Here is a 16,233-nt window from a genome sequence, read left to right as displayed (position 1 = left end):
TCAAGGCGCGCCGCAAGGGCGCGCGCAAAGAGATGCGACAGCGCTGGACGACAACCAGCGGCGATAAGCCGGTGGCTTAGGGGAAAGCCGGTACAGCCGGGTCCAACCCCGCAAAGCTGGCTTCCGGATGCGCGTTCGCGAGCAGGGTTTCGATTTCCTCGACACGGCCGCGCGGCACGTCGACCATCAGCAGGATCTTGCCGGCCTCGATGTCCTTTTCGAACGCACGCAGCCGGCTGTTGGGTGCCGAGCTGCCGATCATGCTCGAAGCCCACGCGCCAAACACCGCGCCCAGCACCGCCAGCACGCCGACGAGGCCCCACTGCGGGGTGTCGCTGACGATCGGGAACATCGCCACCACCACGCCGGCCACCACGCCCACGCCGCCGCCGACCATCAAGCCCATCTCGGCGGCATGCACGATGTCGGAGGTCTGGAACAGGTTGGCTTCATGCAGGCCGGTCATGTCGGAGCCGTCGCGCGCCACGAAGTGGATGTGGCGGTTCTCGAGCCGGGCAAGCAGCAGGTCGTCCATGGTGCGACGGGCACTCGCCAGGTCGGGCAACAACCAGAAGATGCGTTTGCGCATGTCTCTCTCCTTTTTCAGGCCGCACCGCCGGTGAGTTTGAACCTGGTCAGAAAGTACCGCTGGCGGCGCGGGGTTATTTCTTTGTACGCCGTTCAAGGGGCCAGCGCAAGGCGCGTTTCCGTGCCTGCGCACCCTCGCCGCGGATGTGATGCGCACGTGCCCCCGCACATGCGGGGCACGCGTCACGTCAGGCGGAAATGCGCAGAAAAGCGCGTCAGAAAGTGATCGGCAGGCGCAGGTTCACCTGCAGGTCGGGGGTGTCGCGCGTCAGCCCCGCACCCACTGAAAGGTTCACCGTGTAGCGGTTGTTGAAGCGGTACGAATAGCCCACCAGCAAGGTGCCCTGGGTCACGCGCACCGAGCCCGGAACGGTCTGGCCGTTTTGCTTGGTCGGCCAGATGATGGCCTGGTCATAGCCGATGCTGAACGACGCCTTCTCATTGAGCGACAGGCCCATGCCGAAGCTGAACTCGAAGATGTCGCCCGGGGCGATCTTGCCGAGATTCTCCTTCTCGCCGTTCAGCACGGTACGGCTCACATTGTCGCGCGCAAAGTTGTGCAGGTAGCTGAAGGTGCCGAAGAACACCGCCGGGTCGGTCGGCAGCAGCCAGGTGATGCCGGGCTGGAGCGCCTGGAAGCCGGTGCCGGTGGGCAGCCCGAGCGGCAGGCCGGTGCCGGTGGCATTGCCCACGCAGCGCGTCACGCAATCGGTCACGACTTCGAACGGGTCCTTGCCGGTATTGGACTTGTAGCGCAGCCAGCCGACGAAGTACGGAATCTTCTCGTTGCCGTAGTTGAGCTGGTAGCGCACCGTCGCCTCGACGTCGCCGATGCCGCTGCCGCTCGCATTGAACACGCGGTCGACGGCCGTGCCGGTGAAGACCTCGCGGCTGACGGTCTGGCCCGATGAGTGCACGTAAGGCACCTTGGCTTCGATTTCCAGCCGCTTGGTCAGGCCGTAGCGAAACGCGACCGACGGAATGTAGGTCGAGGTCTTGACCTCGCGCACATCGACCAGGCCGATCAGGATGGCCGGGATGACCGTGTAGCCGACCAGCGCGACGCGGTTATTGGACGAATAGCCGTACTGGAAGCCGGGCTCGATCACCAGCTTGCCCTGGGCGGTCAGCACACCGGGCTGGTCGATGATCGGCGCGATCTCGGGCGGACGGCGGTCTTCCTCCGGCGGGCGGCCCACGGGTTCTTCCAGGGCCACGGTCTGCCGGTCGGCGGACTCGCCCGCCTGCGGACCCTGGGCCATGTCCTGCGGTGGCTGGAGAATGATCTGCTGCGGGTTGTTGACCGCGTTGGGCGCTGGCTGGGTGGCGCTGGCAGCGGCCGCCGCGGTGGCGGCGTTGGTGGCGTTGTCGGACGGCGACACGCCGGGCCCCGCGCGCTGGCCGCCGCGCTTGTTGGCCAGCACCTCGGTGCCGATCACGTTGCGCAGTTCGCGGATCACCGCCTCCTGTTCGGCCAGAGCCCGCTTCATGGCGTCGAGCTGGCTGGCCTGTTCGGCAAGCTCCTTCTGCAGTGCTTCCAGTCCGGCTGCGGGTGGTCCCGCATCCGGCGGCGTCTGGGCCTGCGCCAGGCCGCCGAGCAACAGTAACGTCGAGCATCCCGCATTGCGAATGCCCTGCATCGACCGCTTCTTCATGACGTCTTCCTCCCCCGGGACGGCAGACTGTTCTTGCAGGAGCCTGCGACCTGTACTGCCCGATGCCTCGCTACGACTACCTCATGCTTGCGGCCCGCATCAGCGCGTTGTTCAGCGTGGTGTTGGCCAACTGCGACCGGAATGCCTGCAGCGTATTTACGCTTGCGTCGATTGTCATCAGGCTCCGGATGCTCTGGTTGTTCAAGGTGTTCTGGATCACGGTCGTTGGCGTCCCCGCCAGCGATCCCACCGATGCCGCATTGCCCGGGCCGTTCTGGATCACGTTCAGCAGCCCATTGCTCACGACCTGACCGGTGGCCGTATTCACCACCGCCGCCGGCAAGCCGGCCGCACCGCTGGCGCCCGAACCGGCCCCGGGCGTGCCGGTGCTGCTGGCCGAGGCGCCATTGGCCGCCGAGGTGGCGCTCCCATCCGAACCGGCCGCGCCCGCCGCCGCCAGCGCGTTGGCGACCGCCGTATTGGTGCTGGCAACGATGGCCGGGCCCAGCGTCGAGGCAAGCCGCGCGGCCTGGTCGGCAGTGATGCGGCTGACATCGGGGATGTTAATGCTGGTGGCAACCACCAGGGCGCCGTTGATGTACACCGCGCGTTCGATACCGAACGAAACCTGCAGGCCCGGCATCTCGAAGCCGCCCCGCATGTCGTCGAGCTTTTCGTGTGCAACCGGTTTCCAGCCGGCCATGCTGCCGCGTGCGGCAGCCAGAGGGTTTTGGTCCTGCCCGTCGCTCGAGGGCATGGCCCCCTGCGATGGAAGCGCCGACGCGTCGACCGCGTCGGGCTGTGGCAGCATGGTGGCCTGTGCCGTGCCGGCACAGGCCAAACCGGCGCCGAGCAGCATCGCCGCGGCCGCATGACCGGCGCTGCGAGGGGCTGCTGGGGTCGGGAAGGAAGTCTGCAACATGATGCGTTCCTCAAAAATCGCCCGCGCCATGCTTGGGCATGACGGTGAAGAACAGGCTATCCCGGTTGACTCCCATCCAGTAAGGACCGCTCGGCGCAACGCGCCAGTCGGCTGCAAGGTTGAACCGCGCCCGTTCGGTGCGGTTATGGATCACGAACAGCAGCTGGCTGTCCCAGATCTGCTCGAAATGCTCGCGTGACATCGCGCGCGTGCCGCGTGCGGGATCGCCGATCAGCACGCGGTCGCCCTTCACGCCCTTGACCACCACGAAATGGTGGTAGCCGTTCTCCACAATCAGCACGATGGCCGGCACCTGCGTCTCTTCCAGCTTGGACAGTGGCAGCTCGTAGCCGTCGGCCTCATAGCCGAGCGCGGCCAGGAAGCGCTTCATGTCGAGCAGCGAGAACCCCTCGGCGCGGATCTTCTGCTGGTCGCCGTTGAGGTACATGTTCTGGAAGACCGTGGCCTCGTTCATCGGATGGCCGTACTGGTAGCTCAGCAGCGTGGCCACCGCGGCCGAGCCGCAGCTGAAGTCGAACTGCTGCCGGATCGTGGACTTGAAGCGCGCCTCGCGCACGCTCGTGACCCGGACGCTGTAGGGCTCGCCGACCGGCCCGTATATCAGGGTGTCGGCAGCCTGGGCACATGGAACGCCCCCCGCGGCCAGCAAGAACGGTACAGACGCCAACAGGTTTCGCAGCGGCTTCATTGCTTGAACTGGACGTTGACGATAGTGGCGTTCTGGATCAGTACGTTGGAGCCCGAGTTCTGGATCGCGGTGGGAATCCCTGCCGCATTCGAGAAGGCCCCGTCCGCGATGTTGTTGGTGCCGGACAGAATATTGACCGCGGCGTTGTCGGCCACGGTACCGTGCAGGCGCATATCGTTGACCGTGACTTCGGCGCCGCCACGAATGTCATCCAGTTTAGACACGGGTACGGCTTTCGCCACCCCTCCGAACAAGGAAGTTGCGGCCGCCGGCTGCGCGGTGGTTGCAGCCGTGTCCGGGGCTGTGCCAGAGGCAGCGCGCGCCGCTGCCATGGCGGCGTCCAGCCCTGGCGGCTCAGCGTGCGCCTGCAGCACTGGCCAGGCGAGTAAGACCGTCGCGAATGCGCCGACGGCGAAGCGGACCGATTGCATGATGTCGTCTCCCCTTGCCTGCCGGCCGCCCCCATCCGGGCGGCTGCAAGGCAATCAGGCTTGCTTGGGGCATGACAGGGCCCGCGCGCCCGCACACAGGATGCGGGCGCCGGTCCTGCCGGCATGAGTGCGAGCTGCCGGTCTGGCCCGGGCACAAGTCCCGGGCCGGACCGTGGCTGCACGCCTTACCGGTTGCCGCCGACCTGCAGGTTGGCCTGAACGTTCACGCTTTGCTGCACGAGCGAGGCAGCGCCGCTGTTCTGGTTGGCCATCATGATGCCCGCCGCCGTCTGACCAACGCTGGTCATGGTGTTGGACATATTGAAGGTGCCCGCGTCAACAATGTTGTAGCCGCCATTACCGCCAGCGCCGCCGACTGCGCCGTTGCCGGTGCCGCCAGTGCCGCCATTGCCAGTGCCGCCCGCGCCGCCGGCGCCGCCGGTAGCACCCACCGCACCGTTGCCAGCCGTGGAGCTGCCATTGGAGGCCGAGCTCGTTGCGCTGCCGTTCGTAGCCGAACCGCCAGCACCGCCCGCGCCGCCAACGCTGGCTTGCGTGCCGCCCGCGCCGCCGGTGCCGCTTGCCGCGCCCGCCGTTGCCGTCGAGGTCGCCGCGCCGCCGGCGCCACCGGCACCGCCGGTGCCGCTGCCGGCACCGCCGTTCGCGCCTGCAGCTGCCGTTCCGGCACCGCCCGCACCGCCACTCGCGGTACCTGCGCCGCCCGAACCGGTGCCTGCGCCAGCCGTGTTGGTACCGGCCGCTGCGCCGCCTGCGCCGCCCGCGCCGCCAGTGGTAGTGTCGCCACCCGCACCATTGGCATTGCCGCTGCTGCCACCCGAGCCGCCGGCCGAACCTGCCAAGCCGCCCAGGGCGCCGCTGGCACCCAGGCCACCACCGCCGATCGCGCCGGCACTGCCGCCGCGGCCGCCGGCGCCGAGCGATGCGCTCAGAGCGCCGCCGCCCTTGCCATAAGCATCGCCGCCGCTGCCGCCCTTGCTGCCCGCTGCGGAGAGCGCGCTGCCGCCATATGCCTTGCCGTCACCGCCACTGCCGGCCCAGCCAATCGCCTTGCCGCCGGCACCGCCATTACCAGCCGTGGCGCTGCCGTTGGTGGCGTCGCCATTGGTGGCGCTACCGTTGGTAGCGCTGCCACCGGAGCCGCCGCTGCCGCCGTTACCGCCGTTGCCGCCATTGCCGCCGCGCCCGCCTTCGCCGGTACCGCCAAAGCCATTGCCGCCCCGGCCACCGGCTGCACCATTCGCGTTACCCCAGTTGGTGGCGTAATTGCCGATCGGGCCAATGCTGTTGTTGGAAACCGTCCCATTCAGCTTGCTGATCGCCAGTGCCTTGCTGGTGTTGAAGGCGTTGCTGACGCTGGAGGTTGCGCTGCCACCGTTGGAGCCCGCGTTGCCTACGCCATGGTCAAAGTCGATCCTGCTCCTGTTGTTCGAGTTGGTCGTGGTCTTGGTCTTGTTGACGCCAACCGTGGTGGTCCTGGTGTTGGTGCTGCTGTCATTGGCCTGGACTGCGGTCGAATATTCGTTTGCCGCCGCGCCGCTGCCACCCTGCGTCGAGGTCGCTGTGGCGGTTTGCGTGTTGTCGCCGCCACCTCTTACCACGTCGTTGTTATTGGTCGGATTTGCCCAGGCCTGTCCCGCAAATGCCATGGCGATAGCCGACGCCAGTAAGGTCTTTTTCATACGAAGCTCCCAGGAGAATTGCACAGTGTCACAGCGGCTCAGCCTCCGGCCGGCGCTCTTGCGAGGAACGACGGCTGGAGGTTCAGGTCCGGCACCCAGCCAAACCAGACTCCCCCTGCGCATAATCGGTGCCAGCTGCGCCACCTGCGGTGCCAACTCCTTGTATTACAAGGCCTGCCCGGCACTCTGGCGGGAACTTTCCGCGGCTTTGCGCGACGCCTGCCGGCCTCGCCCCTGTGCACGGCAGACGACATGTCACACCGCTGTGACACGGCCACTCCCGGCCTACCTGAGGGGGCTCCGGGGTGGTCGGAAAACGCTTTACTTTTCAGGGTCTTATGCAGGCAGCCAGGATTTGCCCGAGGCGCGGCCTTACGTATCGGGACTGAAACACGGCATCGAGGGTGCCGTCGTCGCCGCCCGTGTGAGGTATCTCCCCATTGCCGCGGCGGCGCCCCGATGTCCTGTTCTCGCCGCACGGCACAACCCGCTCCACCGCACCGGCGTTGTCCTTCCCGGCAAGGCATGCAGCGGCGCCGGACCGACTTCACCCGTGCTGGCGCAACCCGCCAAGGGGTCTCGGCGCAGACGAGATGCATCGCTGCAACACTGCGCCGGCGCAGTTGTCCCGCAAGCGCCACTGCGGCTATCCATGCTAGGCTCTATGTCTGATTTAAAGTACATTAGAGGCATTACAGACTTGTCATCTCTCCGCAAGGGAAACCATGAGTGAAGCCGTCGTTCCCCTGTATCACCAGATTTACGTGGTATTGCGCCAGCAGATCGTGGAAGGCCGCTTCGGCCAGGGCCCTTTGCCGGGCGAGATCGACCTGGCCAAGCAGTTCCATGCCTCGCGCGTGACCATGCGGCGCGTATTCGACCGCCTGGTGCAAGAAGGCCTGGTGCGCCGCCACCGCGGGCTTGGCACCTTCGTCAATCCGCATCCGGTGCGCCCGGCGACGGCGGCCGGCGAGGAACGCGGCACCAGCCTGCTCGACAACATCATCGACATGGGCCAGAAGACGTCGGTGAAGGTGATCTCGATCGACGAAGTCCATGCCACGCCCGATGTGGCCGAATCGCTGCAGATCGAGCCGGGCGATCCGGTGGTGAAGATCGTGCGCGTGCGCCACTACCGCAACCGCCCGCTGTCGCATATCACGGTCTACCTGCCCGCCGACCTGGGCCGGCCGATCACGCGCCAGTCCCTGGAAGAGCAGCCGGTGCTGCGGCTGCTGGAGGCCGGCGGCGTGAAGCTGGGCCGTGCCAGCCAGGTGCTGTCCGCGCGCCTGGCCGACGTGGTGGTGGCGCCGCTGCTGGACGTGCCGGTAGGCGGCGCGCTGCTGGCGGTGCGCCGCGTGGTCAAGGACGCGGCCGGGCGCCCGGTCCAGTTGCTGCTCGGCCAGTACCGACCGGACCGCTATGAGTACCGCATGGAGTTGTCGCCGGCCGGCGTCGACAGCGCCAACGTCTGGGTGGAAAGCGAAACCCGCCCGGGCCTGCGCGACTGACCCCGCGGACCGCCGCCGACTTCCCGCAGGCGGCGCTACAAGGGATGCGCCAGGTAACGTTCCGAGCGATACTGCGCATCTCTGATCACATCAAGCGAGGAGCCGTCGCCATGCCAGTGTTCCGCCTGGTCCCGTCCAGCCCGACCCGTCTGCCTTCGATCCCCCGCCGCGCCGCGGTGCAGCGCCTGGCCATGGCCAGCCTGGCCGCGTGCGCGCTGGCCCTGCCGCTGTCCGCCGCGGCCCAGGGGCAACCCCAGGTGGCCGGCGGCAAGCCGATCCGGATCCTGGTGGGCGCGCCCGCCGGCGGCACCACCGACACGCTGGCGCGCACCATCGCCCAGGAAATGTCCCAGGAGCTCGGCCAGCCGGTGGTGGTCGAGAACCGCCCTGGCGCCGGCGGCAATATCGCCGCCGACCTGGTCGCCAAGAGTTCGCCGGACGGCAGCACGCTGCTGATGAGCTTCACCAGCCACACCATCAACGCCACCCTGTACAAGAAGCTGCCGTTCGACCCGGTGCAGGACTTCACCCCGATCACGCTGGTGGCCACCGTGCCGAGCGTGCTGGTGGCCACGCCAAAGCTGTCGGCCAGCAATGTGCCCGAGCTGATCCGCCTGGCGCGTTCCGAACCGGGCAAGCTGAACTTTGCCATCGGCTCGGTGGGCTCGTCGCTGCACATGGCCGGCGACATGTTCAAGATGATGACCGGCACCTACATCGTCAACATTCCGTACAAGGGCACCTCGCCCGCGCTCACCGACGTGCTGGCGGGCCAGTGCGACCTGATGTTCGCCAGCACCATCAACGTGCTGCCGCATGTGCGCGCGGGCAAGCTCAAGGTGCTGGGCGTGACCAGCCCCGCGCCGCTGCCGCAGTTCCCGGGCGCGGCGCCGATCGGCGCCACCGTGAAGGGCTTCGAGTCGAGCGCATGGTTCGGCCTGTTCGGTCCGGCCGGCATGCCGCACGAAGTCACGCAGGCGCTGTATCACGCCGCGCGCAAGGGGCTGGAAACGCCCGCGGTGCGCAAGCGCCTGGAGAACGACGGCGCGCAGCCGATGGGCACGCCGCCCGACGCCTTCGCCGCGTTCGTGAAGCAGGACGTCAGGCGCTGGGCCGCCGTGGTCAAGTATTCGGGAGCCTCGCCGGAATGAGCCACACCCCCGCCACGCTGGCGCAGAAGCTGGTGGCGCGCGCCGCCGGGCTGGCGCATGCGGAGATCGGCACGATCGTGATCTGCCGGGTCGACCTGGCGATGTCGCACGACTCCAGCGGCCCGCGCCGCGTGGCCCCGCTATTGGAAGAGCTTGGCACCGGGGTCTGGGACCCGTCGCGCTACGTGGTGGTGACCGACCATTTCGTGCCGGGCGGCGATGCCCAGGCCGAGTCGATCCTGCGCTTCACGCGCGACTGGACGCGCCAGTCCGGCGCCCATTTCATCGACGCCGAAGGCATCTGCCATGTGGTGCTGCCGGAGCGCGGCCATGTGCTGCCGGGCCGCCTGATTGTCGGCGGCGACAGCCACAGCCCCACCGGCGGCGCCTTCGGCGCCTATATGTTCGGCGTGGGCGCGACCGAGATGGCCGGCGTGCTGGCCACCGGCGAGATCTGGCTGCGCGTGCCCCATACCATCCGGCTGCAATGGGACGGCCAGCTTGCAGCGGGCGTCTGCGCCAAGGACATGATGCTGTTCCTGTGCGCCACGCTCGGCATGGGCGGCGGCCGCTATGAGGCGCTGGAGTACACCGGCAGCGCCGTCGCCGCGCTGCCGATGCAGGAGCGCATGACGCTGGCCAACATGAGCGCCGAGCTGGGCGCGCAGACCGGCCTGGTGGCGCCCGACGCGGTCACGCTCGGCTGGCTGGCCGAGGCCGGCGTGCCGGCGCAGACGCTGGCCGCGATCGACCTGGCCCACTGGCGCACGGACCCCGATGCGCCGGTGCTGGCCACCCACCGCTTCGACGCCGCGGCACTGGTGCCGCAGGTGGCGGCGCCGCACTCTCCGGCCAACAGCGCGCCGGTAGACCAGGCCGCCGGCGAGCCCGTGCAGATCGCCTACCTGGGTGCCTGCACCGGCGCCAAGCTGGAAGACCTGCGCATGGCCGCGCGCGTGCTGCGCGGGCGCCGCGTGGCGGCGGGCGTGACACTGCAGGTGGCGCCGGCCTCGCGCCGCGACCAGCTGCTGGCCGAGCAGGAGGGCACGCTTGGCATCCTGACCGACGCCGGCGCCACGCTGCTGCCCAACGCCTGCGGCGCCTGCGCCGGCTATGGCGCGGCGCGCTTCCCGGACGGCAGCCGCGCGATTGCGTCGACGGCGCGCAACTTCTCCGGGCGCATGGGCGACGCCGGCAGCGCGGTGTGGCTGGGCTCGCCGATGACCGTGGCCGCCAGCGCCGTCACCGGCCGCATTACCGATCCGCGCACCCTGCTGGAGTAACGCTGCGGGCCTGACTTCGTACCCGCCTGGCGGGACAGACTTCTTGCATGACCTCTGCTATCGCCCCCGATCCCACTGGCCGCCTCTGGCGCTTCGGCGACAACATCGACACCGATGCCATGGCCCCCGCCGTGCTGATGAAATCGCCGCTGCCCGTGCTGGCCCGGCATTGCCTGGCCTCGCTGCGCCCGGAGTTCCCCGGCAGCGTGCAAGCCGGCGACGTGCTGGTGGCGGGTGCCAACTTCGGCATCGGCTCCTCGCGCGAGCAGGCGCCGCAGGCGCTGCGCGCGCTGGGCGTGGGCGCCGTGGTGGCGCAGTCCTTCGGCGGGCTGTTCTATCGCAATGCCATCAACCTGGGCCTGCCGGTGCTGGTCTGCGCCGACACCAGCCGCCTGGCCGACGGCGCGCACGCGGTGCTGGACCTGGCGACGGCACAGCTGCGCCTGGACGACGGCAGCCTGGTCGCGTGCGAGCCCATCCCCGACTTCCTGCGGGCGATCCTGGCCGCCGGCGGGCTGGTGCCGCACCTGAAGGCGCGCCTGGGCAAGGGCTGAGCGAACCTCAGCGCGCAGGCGGCGGCGCCGCCGCGCGCAGCAGGGCCAGCGCCTCTTCATCGCTGGTCTGGGAGAAATCCAGGTAGAAGGCGCCAACCGCGCCGAAGCTGGGGGGCGTGTTCAGGCAGATCACCTCGTCGGCCGCGGCCGACAGGCTGGCCAGCCCCTGCTCCGACCCCACCGGCGTGGCCGCCACCACCCGCGCCGCCCCGGCCATGCGCACGCCTTCAAGCGCGGCGCGCATGGTGGCGCCGGTGGCCACGCCGTCATCGACCACGATCACCGTGCGCCCGGCGCGCTCCGGCACCGGCGCACCGCCGCGATAGCGCCGCTGGCGCCGCGCGATCTCGTCGAGCTGGCGGCCGCGCTCGGCATCGAAGCTGCCGCTTTCCACGGCGCGGCGCGCCCAGGGATCGTCATTGACCACGGTGTGCGGGCCGCCGCCGCCGGCATCGCCCTCCACCACCGCGCCCAGCGCCAGCTCGGGATAGCCGGCAGCGCCGATCTTGCGCACCAGCAGCACGTCCAGCTGCGCGTCGAGCGCGCGCGCCACCTCGAACGCCACCGGCACCCCGCCGCGCGGCAGCGCCAGCACCAGCGCGGGCTGGCCCAGTTGTGCGGCGCCAAAACCCAGTTCGGCCAGGCGGCGGCCCAGGTACTGGCCAGCCTCGCGGCGATCGGTAAAGCATGGAGGCAACGACATGGCACGCTCCGGAAGGTCAGCGGCACTCAGGCCCGCACTGCCCGCAAAGCAAGCGGCGCAGGCAACCCTCAGCCAATATAGACCCTGCCGCGGACGGCGTTGGCGCAAGTCGCCGGCGGCAGCCGGGCGCGCGCAACGCCGGGCAAGTCGCCCCGATTGGGCGCGATTGCGCAACAGTGTGTTCAGGCTGGGGCGGCTGACTGCGCCGCGCTGCAGCATTAGGATGGCTGCACGCGTTGACAACGCCGATCCGCAGTTGCCGGGTGCAGTGCCCGGCCCTTGAGAATGAGCCTGACATGACTTCGCCATCCAACACCCGCGCCGAGCTTGCGCGCTCCGACCACCAGTCCGCCCCCGAAGCCGGCCCCCTGGCCGCGCCCGACATCCCGTTCGGCTCACTGGAAGCCGCGGCGATGGCCGAGCTGCCCTACACCTTCCGCCCGGCCGGCACCTGCACCCGCTACTACAACGAGTTCTTCGGCTGATCCGCGGGCGGCGCGCCCGACCCCATCACGGTCTCGCATAGCGCGGCCAGCCGCGCGGCCATGTCGCGCGCCGCGGCCGGCAGGTCCGGCTGCGCGTGCAGGCTGAGCTCGACGTCGGGCACCGCGGCGGGCCAGCCGCCGTCCTCCAGCACCTGGTGCTGAGCCGTGGCCAGGCGCCGCGGCAGCAGGGTAACGCCCAGGCCGTCGGCCACCGCGGCCAGGATGCTGGCCAGGCTGGCACTGACAAAGGCCACACGCCAGCGCCGTCCGCCGGCGTCGAGCGCGTGCGTCATCTCGCCGCGGTACAGCCCGCCCACCGGAAACGCCACCAGCGGCACCGGGTCGCGCGCCACCGCCGGACGGCTGCGGCTGTCGATCCAGCACAGCGGCTCGGGCCAGCTGGCCAGCCCCGGCGCCTGCCCGACCCGCTGCTTGACCAGCACCAGGTCCAGTTCCCGGTCCTGGAAGCGCTGCCACAGCTCATGGCTCATGCCACTGGTCACCTCCAGCCGCATGCCAGGCCAGTCATCGGCAAACCCGGCCAGCACCGGCGTCAGCGGCCGCGCGGCAAAGTCCTCGGGCACGCCGATGCGGATCTCGCCCTGGCCGGCGCTCTGGCGCAGCTGCCCCACCGCCTCGGCCATCAGCTGCTGCAGGCGGCGCGCGTAGCCCAGCAGGCGCTCGCCCTCGGGCGTGGTGGTGACGTAGCGGCCGCCGCGGTCCAGCAGCACGCAGCCGAGCTGGTCTTCCAGCCGGCGCACCTGCTGGCTGACCGTTGACTGGGTCAGGTGCACGCGCTGCGCGGCGCGGGTAAAGCTGCCGCTTTCCGCCACGGCGACAAAGCTCTGCAGCAGCACGGGATCGAGGCGAGGGTCCTGCATGGCCGGTTATCCATTGGTTTTTCCACTGCCGGCGATTTCATCATTTAATTTCCCAATTACCAAGCCCCGGCGTACAGTTGGCACGCTGCCCCGGCCCGCGCCCTGCGGCCACCGGGAACGCCCCTCAAAAGACCCATGCCGCCCTGCTCGCGAGCATGCACTCACTTTTTTGCCAACCATGACCACTCACCAGGAATTCATGCGCGAGGCGGTTCGCCTTGCCGCGGCCAACCGTGACCGTGGCGCGCGCCCCTTCGGCGCCGTGCTGGTGCTCGACGGCGAGGCCGTCGCCACCGGCGTCAACGACATCGTCCACAGCCACGACCCCACCACCCATGCCGAGATGGAGGCGGTGCGCGCCGCCGCGCGCAAGCTGGGCCGCCCCGATCTGCGCGGCAGCGTGGTCTACGCCAGCGGCCACCCCTGCCCGATGTGCCTGGCGGCGATGACCATGGCCGGCGTGCAGGCGGTCTACTACGCCTTCGACAACCACGATGCCGCGCCCTACGGCATGTCGAGCGAGGCCGCCTACCAGGCGCTGCGCCTGTCGCTGAACCCGCCGCCGCTGCCGCTCACGCGGGTGGCGGTCGATCTCTCTGCGGCGCAGCTCTACGGCCCGCGCGCGCCCCGTGGCTGAGGGCGCGCGCGGCGCCACCCCGCGCTGGCTGGTGCTGGCCGCGGTCGCCGGCATCGGCCTGAACCTGCGGCCGTTCCTGACCGCGGTGGGGCCGCTGGCCCCGGCCATCCGCAGCGGCACCGGCCTCAGCTACCAGGGCATGGCCTGGCTGACCTTGCTGCCGATGCTGCTGATGGGCGTGGGCGCGTTCTTCGGGCCGGCCATCCGCGAGCGGCTGGGTGCGCGCACCGCGGTGCTTGGCGCGCTGGCCTTGCTCGGTGCCGGCTGCGCGCTGCGGCTGGGCGTGGCGGACGGCACCTGGCTGATCGCCTCGGCCGCGCTGTGCGGGCTGGGCGTGGCCGTGGTGCAGGCCGCCTGCCCGGGCCTGGTCAAGCAGGAATTCCCGGGGCGCGTGGCGCCGGTGATGGGGCTGTACTCCGCCGCGCTGATGGGCGGCGGCGCGCTCGGCGCGCAGCTGTCGCCCGACGTGACGGCACTGGCCGGCAGCTGGCGCGATGCGCTGGCGCTGTGGGCCGTGCCTGCGCTGGCAGCGTTGGCGCTGGCCTGGGTGGCACTGCCGCGCGCCGCGGCGCGCGGCCCCGGGGTGCCGGCAAGCCGCCCGGCGAGGGCAACGCGCGCGCTGTTGCGGCGTCCGCGCACCTGGCTGCTGATGGCCTGCTTTGGCGTGATGAACGGCGGCTATGCGTCGCTGGTGGCGTGGCTCGCGCCGTTCTACCAGGACCACGGCTGGAGCGCTTCGGCGAGCGGGTCGCTGGTGGCGCTGATGGCGGTGGCGCAGGCCGCCGCGGCGCTGCTGCTGCCGCTGCTGGCCGCGCGCAGCCTGGACCGCCGCGCCTGGATGGCGCTGGCGCTGGCCATGCAGGTGGCGGGCTTCGGCGGACTGGCGCTGTGGCCCGATGCCGCGCCGCACGCGTGGGCCGTGATCGGCGGCGCCGGCCTCGGTGGCTGCTTTGCCTTGTACCTGGTGGTGGCACTGGACCACCTGCCGGACCCCGACAGCGCCGGCGCGCTGAGCGCCCTGATGCAAGGCGGCGGCTTCCTGCTGGCGTCGCTGGCGCCCTGGATCACCGCCATACTGCACGAACGCACCGGCGGCTTCGCCGCGGGCTGGTGGTACCACCTGGCCTGCGCCGCGCTGGTGGGCGTGCTGACCATGCGCCTGGACCCGACGCGCTATGGCGTGTCGCTTGCGCTGCCGCCGATGCGCGCAGTCGCTGCTCAGTAGGTCTTGTAGGGCAGGAACTTGCCCGACATCTCGATGCGCACCCGGTCCCCGTTGGGATCGGGCTCGCGCTGCAGGTCCATGCGGAAGTCGATCGCGCTCATGATGCCGTCGCCAAACTCTTCATGGATCAGCGCCTTGAACGTGGTGCCGTACACGCTGATGAGTTCGTAGAAGCGGTAGATCAGCGGATCGGCCGGCACCTGCGTCGGCAGCGAGCCCTTGTACGGCACCTCGCGCAGCCAGGGTTCGGCCTCGGGCGGCAGCCCGAACAGCTCCATCACCGCGCGCGCGCCGGCGGCGTCGAATGCCATCTGGCCCAGGCACGCCGCGGTTGTCCATTCCTTGCTGCGGCCGACGCGTTCGGCCACCTGCGCCCAGGCAATGCCGCGGGTGACCTTGGCTTCGATGATGAGGTCGGTGACGTCGCTGCGGTTCATGCTGACTCCATGACAGTGGTAGGTTGGATGGAACCACTCGGACTGCCGCGGCGGCAGGGTAGTCATACCACCCCGGCGTCAGCCCATGTCAGCGTGTCAGCGCGGGTTCGACGATGGCCGCGGCATCCGCAGGCGCCATCTCCTGCGGCAGCGCGAACAACGCCGCGGCGGGCGGCGACAGCCCCTGCAGCCATTGCAGGGCAAGCACGATGAGCATGACCGGCATGACGCCTCCTTCAAGCACACGAGGCCACTTCCGACTGGTATAGCCCATGGCGCAAGCTTCATGCCATTTCCGCCCCACCGATTTGCGCGACTGAACGCACCGTGATGGCGCCGTGACGCTGCCAGTGCCCCCCTGCCGGGCCATGCCGAGGCATCGCGCACCATCGCGGCGTACCCGTTTCTGCGTGCCCGGCCAGGCCGCCCACAAAGGGTGCGGCGCCCGCTCCGGGGCCCGTTGCGTTGCGAGAATTATTTCCCGTGTAACGTCACATTACCTCCGCCCCGGCACGCGCAGGCCACGCCATGGGCCTGCCGCCATGCGCGCAACGCCTTGATACGCAAGGGCTTCCGGGATGCCGCGCGCCCGGGGCGGGCCTGCGCCAGCAGCACAAGCCCTTGTGAGACAGCCTTACAAGTGCAAGCACGCGCTGCGGGGTCGGCTCGCTACATTGAAGCCATGTCCAACGCGAACCCGCCAGGAGCCCATATGAAACGCGCCCTCTCGCTGCTGGTGCTGCTGTCCACCACGGCCGCACTGCTGTCCGCCTGCATCGTAGTGCCACCGCGCGGCGGCCCGCCGCCGCGCCACCACCACTACGACCGCTATTGACCGATCCAGCCGCTTCCAACCGCTTCCAACCGCTTCCAACCGCCCCAAGGAGAATCCACATGAAACGCCAGCTCCTGCTTGCCGCAGCCGTCCTCGCCACGGGCGGCGCCTTCGGACTGACCGCCCCCGCCGAGGCCCATGCGGTGGCGATCGCCCACGGCTATGGCCATCCGCCCCCGCCGCCGCGCTATGAACCGCACCCCGCCGCGCGCCGCGGCCAGGTCTGGGTGCCGGGCCACTGGACCGCCAGCGGCGGGCGCTACGACTGGCGCGCCGGCTACTGGAAGGCGCAGCGTCCAGGCTACCGTTATGTGCCCGAGCGCTGGGTGCGCGGCCCGCACGGCTGGGTCATGCGCCCCGGCCACTGGGCCCGCTGACGCCGCCGCGGGCGGACCTGCCGGCCGGCCCCGGGCCCGCCACGCTGTCCTCCCGGCAGGCGGTGGCAAGTCCGGTGCAGGCCGGCGCAGCCGGCGCCGCAGCGCTCATCCCGAGGTGGGAGACGTCTCTCATCCAGAAGCACTAGGCC

Annotated in this window: 19 protein-coding genes; 9 read left to right on the top strand and 10 right to left on the bottom strand. The window is 70.0% G+C overall.

Going from position 1 to position 16,233, the window contains the following annotated elements:
- Window positions 1-76: 76 nt before the first annotated feature.
- From AC3WLE_RS07800 to AC3WLE_RS07775, 6 genes are all read right to left on the bottom strand, one after another.
- On the bottom strand, window positions 77-589 hold the full coding sequence (locus AC3WLE_RS07800) for a hypothetical protein (protein WP_018309709.1): 513 nt from the start codon (window positions 587-589) through the stop codon (window positions 77-79).
- 214 nt (window positions 590-803) lie between these two features.
- Window positions 804-2,243 (bottom strand): acetate kinase, encoded by a 1,440-nt coding sequence (locus tag AC3WLE_RS07795; protein WP_492319341.1) that lies wholly within the window; start codon window positions 2,241-2,243, stop codon window positions 804-806.
- Between the two features lie 76 nt (window positions 2,244-2,319).
- A complete protein-coding gene (locus AC3WLE_RS07790; protein WP_492356801.1) occupies window positions 2,320-3,165 on the bottom strand; it encodes a flagellin in 846 nt (281 codons plus the stop codon).
- Between the two features lie 10 nt (window positions 3,166-3,175).
- Window positions 3,176-3,874 (bottom strand): C39 family peptidase, encoded by a 699-nt coding sequence (locus AC3WLE_RS07785; protein WP_492319343.1) that lies wholly within the window; start codon window positions 3,872-3,874, stop codon window positions 3,176-3,178.
- The gene (locus AC3WLE_RS07780; protein WP_492319344.1) at window positions 3,871-4,305 is read right to left on the bottom strand and encodes a hypothetical protein; all 435 of its coding nucleotides are present in this window, start codon (window positions 4,303-4,305) and stop codon (window positions 3,871-3,873) included. Before AC3WLE_RS07780 ends, AC3WLE_RS07785 begins: the two co-directional genes overlap by 4 nt.
- Window positions 4,306-4,490: 185 nt before the next feature.
- Window positions 4,491-6,005, bottom strand: a complete 1,515-nt coding sequence (locus AC3WLE_RS07775; RefSeq protein ID WP_492319448.1) for a hypothetical protein — start codon at window positions 6,003-6,005, stop codon at window positions 4,491-4,493.
- Between the two features lie 725 nt (window positions 6,006-6,730).
- Between AC3WLE_RS07775 and AC3WLE_RS07770 the strand changes: the two genes are divergently transcribed.
- The 4 genes from AC3WLE_RS07770 to AC3WLE_RS07755 all read left to right on the top strand — a co-directional run bounded on the left by AC3WLE_RS07770 (window position 6,731) and on the right by AC3WLE_RS07755 (window position 10,504).
- Entirely contained in the window at window positions 6,731-7,516 is a 786-nt protein-coding gene (locus tag AC3WLE_RS07770) for a GntR family transcriptional regulator (RefSeq protein ID WP_492319345.1), read from the top strand.
- 110 nt (window positions 7,517-7,626) lie between these two features.
- Window positions 7,627-8,667, top strand: a complete 1,041-nt coding sequence (locus tag AC3WLE_RS07765) for a tripartite tricarboxylate transporter substrate binding protein (protein ID WP_492352404.1) — start codon at window positions 7,627-7,629, stop codon at window positions 8,665-8,667.
- A complete protein-coding gene (locus tag AC3WLE_RS07760) occupies window positions 8,664-9,950 on the top strand; it encodes a 3-isopropylmalate dehydratase large subunit (protein ID WP_492319347.1) in 1,287 nt (428 codons plus the stop codon). The genes AC3WLE_RS07765 and AC3WLE_RS07760 overlap by 4 nt, the downstream gene beginning before the upstream one ends.
- 47 nt (window positions 9,951-9,997) lie before the next feature.
- On the top strand, window positions 9,998-10,504 hold the full coding sequence (locus AC3WLE_RS07755) for a LeuD/DmdB family oxidoreductase small subunit (RefSeq protein ID WP_492319348.1): 507 nt from the start codon (window positions 9,998-10,000) through the stop codon (window positions 10,502-10,504).
- A gap of 7 nt (window positions 10,505-10,511) precedes the next feature.
- Here AC3WLE_RS07755 and AC3WLE_RS07750 read toward each other — a convergent pair whose 3' ends face one another.
- A complete protein-coding gene (locus AC3WLE_RS07750; protein WP_011616326.1) occupies window positions 10,512-11,207 on the bottom strand; it encodes a phosphoribosyltransferase in 696 nt (231 codons plus the stop codon).
- Window positions 11,208-11,503: 296 nt separating this feature from the next.
- Between AC3WLE_RS07750 and AC3WLE_RS07745 the strand changes: the two genes are divergently transcribed.
- A complete protein-coding gene (locus AC3WLE_RS07745; RefSeq protein ID WP_492319349.1) occupies window positions 11,504-11,692 on the top strand; it encodes a hypothetical protein in 189 nt (62 codons plus the stop codon).
- Here AC3WLE_RS07745 and AC3WLE_RS07740 read toward each other — a convergent pair.
- A complete protein-coding gene (locus tag AC3WLE_RS07740) occupies window positions 11,671-12,573 on the bottom strand; it encodes a LysR family transcriptional regulator (protein ID WP_010811101.1) in 903 nt (300 codons plus the stop codon). The genes AC3WLE_RS07745 and AC3WLE_RS07740 overlap by 22 nt on opposite strands.
- Before the next feature lie 178 nt (window positions 12,574-12,751).
- On the opposite strand from AC3WLE_RS07740, the gene AC3WLE_RS07735 reads away from it, so the two are divergent.
- Together AC3WLE_RS07735 and AC3WLE_RS07730 are read left to right on the top strand one after the other, a co-directional pair.
- Window positions 12,752-13,210, top strand: coding sequence for a nucleoside deaminase (locus tag AC3WLE_RS07735; protein WP_081225744.1), 459 nt, complete (start codon window positions 12,752-12,754; stop codon window positions 13,208-13,210).
- Window positions 13,203-14,435: a cyanate transporter gene (locus AC3WLE_RS07730; RefSeq protein WP_492319350.1), complete on the top strand. Its 1,233-nt coding sequence runs from the start codon at window positions 13,203-13,205 to the stop codon at window positions 14,433-14,435. The genes AC3WLE_RS07735 and AC3WLE_RS07730 overlap by 8 nt, the downstream gene beginning before the upstream one ends.
- On the opposite strand, the gene cynS is transcribed toward AC3WLE_RS07730, so the two are convergent.
- Both cynS and AC3WLE_RS07720 read right to left on the bottom strand, forming a co-directional pair.
- Window positions 14,429-14,872: a cyanase gene (cynS, locus tag AC3WLE_RS07725; protein ID WP_010811104.1), complete on the bottom strand. Its 444-nt coding sequence runs from the start codon at window positions 14,870-14,872 to the stop codon at window positions 14,429-14,431. The two genes, AC3WLE_RS07730 and cynS, sit on opposite strands and share 7 nt — an antisense overlap.
- A gap of 88 nt (window positions 14,873-14,960) precedes the next feature.
- Window positions 14,961-15,098 (bottom strand): hypothetical protein, encoded by a 138-nt coding sequence (locus tag AC3WLE_RS07720; protein ID WP_010811105.1) that lies wholly within the window; start codon window positions 15,096-15,098, stop codon window positions 14,961-14,963.
- Between the two features lie 486 nt (window positions 15,099-15,584).
- On the opposite strand from AC3WLE_RS07720, the gene AC3WLE_RS07715 reads away from it, so the two are divergent.
- Window positions 15,585-15,707, top strand: a complete 123-nt coding sequence (locus AC3WLE_RS07715; RefSeq protein ID WP_010811106.1) for a hypothetical protein — start codon at window positions 15,585-15,587, stop codon at window positions 15,705-15,707.
- A 59-nt stretch (window positions 15,708-15,766) separates the two neighbouring features.
- Window positions 15,767-16,084 carry a hypothetical protein gene (locus AC3WLE_RS07710; RefSeq protein WP_492356802.1) on the top strand — a complete coding sequence of 106 codons (318 nt, stop codon included), beginning with the start codon at window positions 15,767-15,769 and terminating at the stop codon, window positions 16,082-16,084.
- Window positions 16,085-16,233 lie beyond the last annotated feature (149 nt).

The organism is Cupriavidus sp. FW306-1B-F12B (assembly GCF_058781795.1).
The sequence above is the reverse complement of the archived record's forward strand: the minus strand, read 5'-3'. Positions and strand labels throughout refer to the sequence as shown.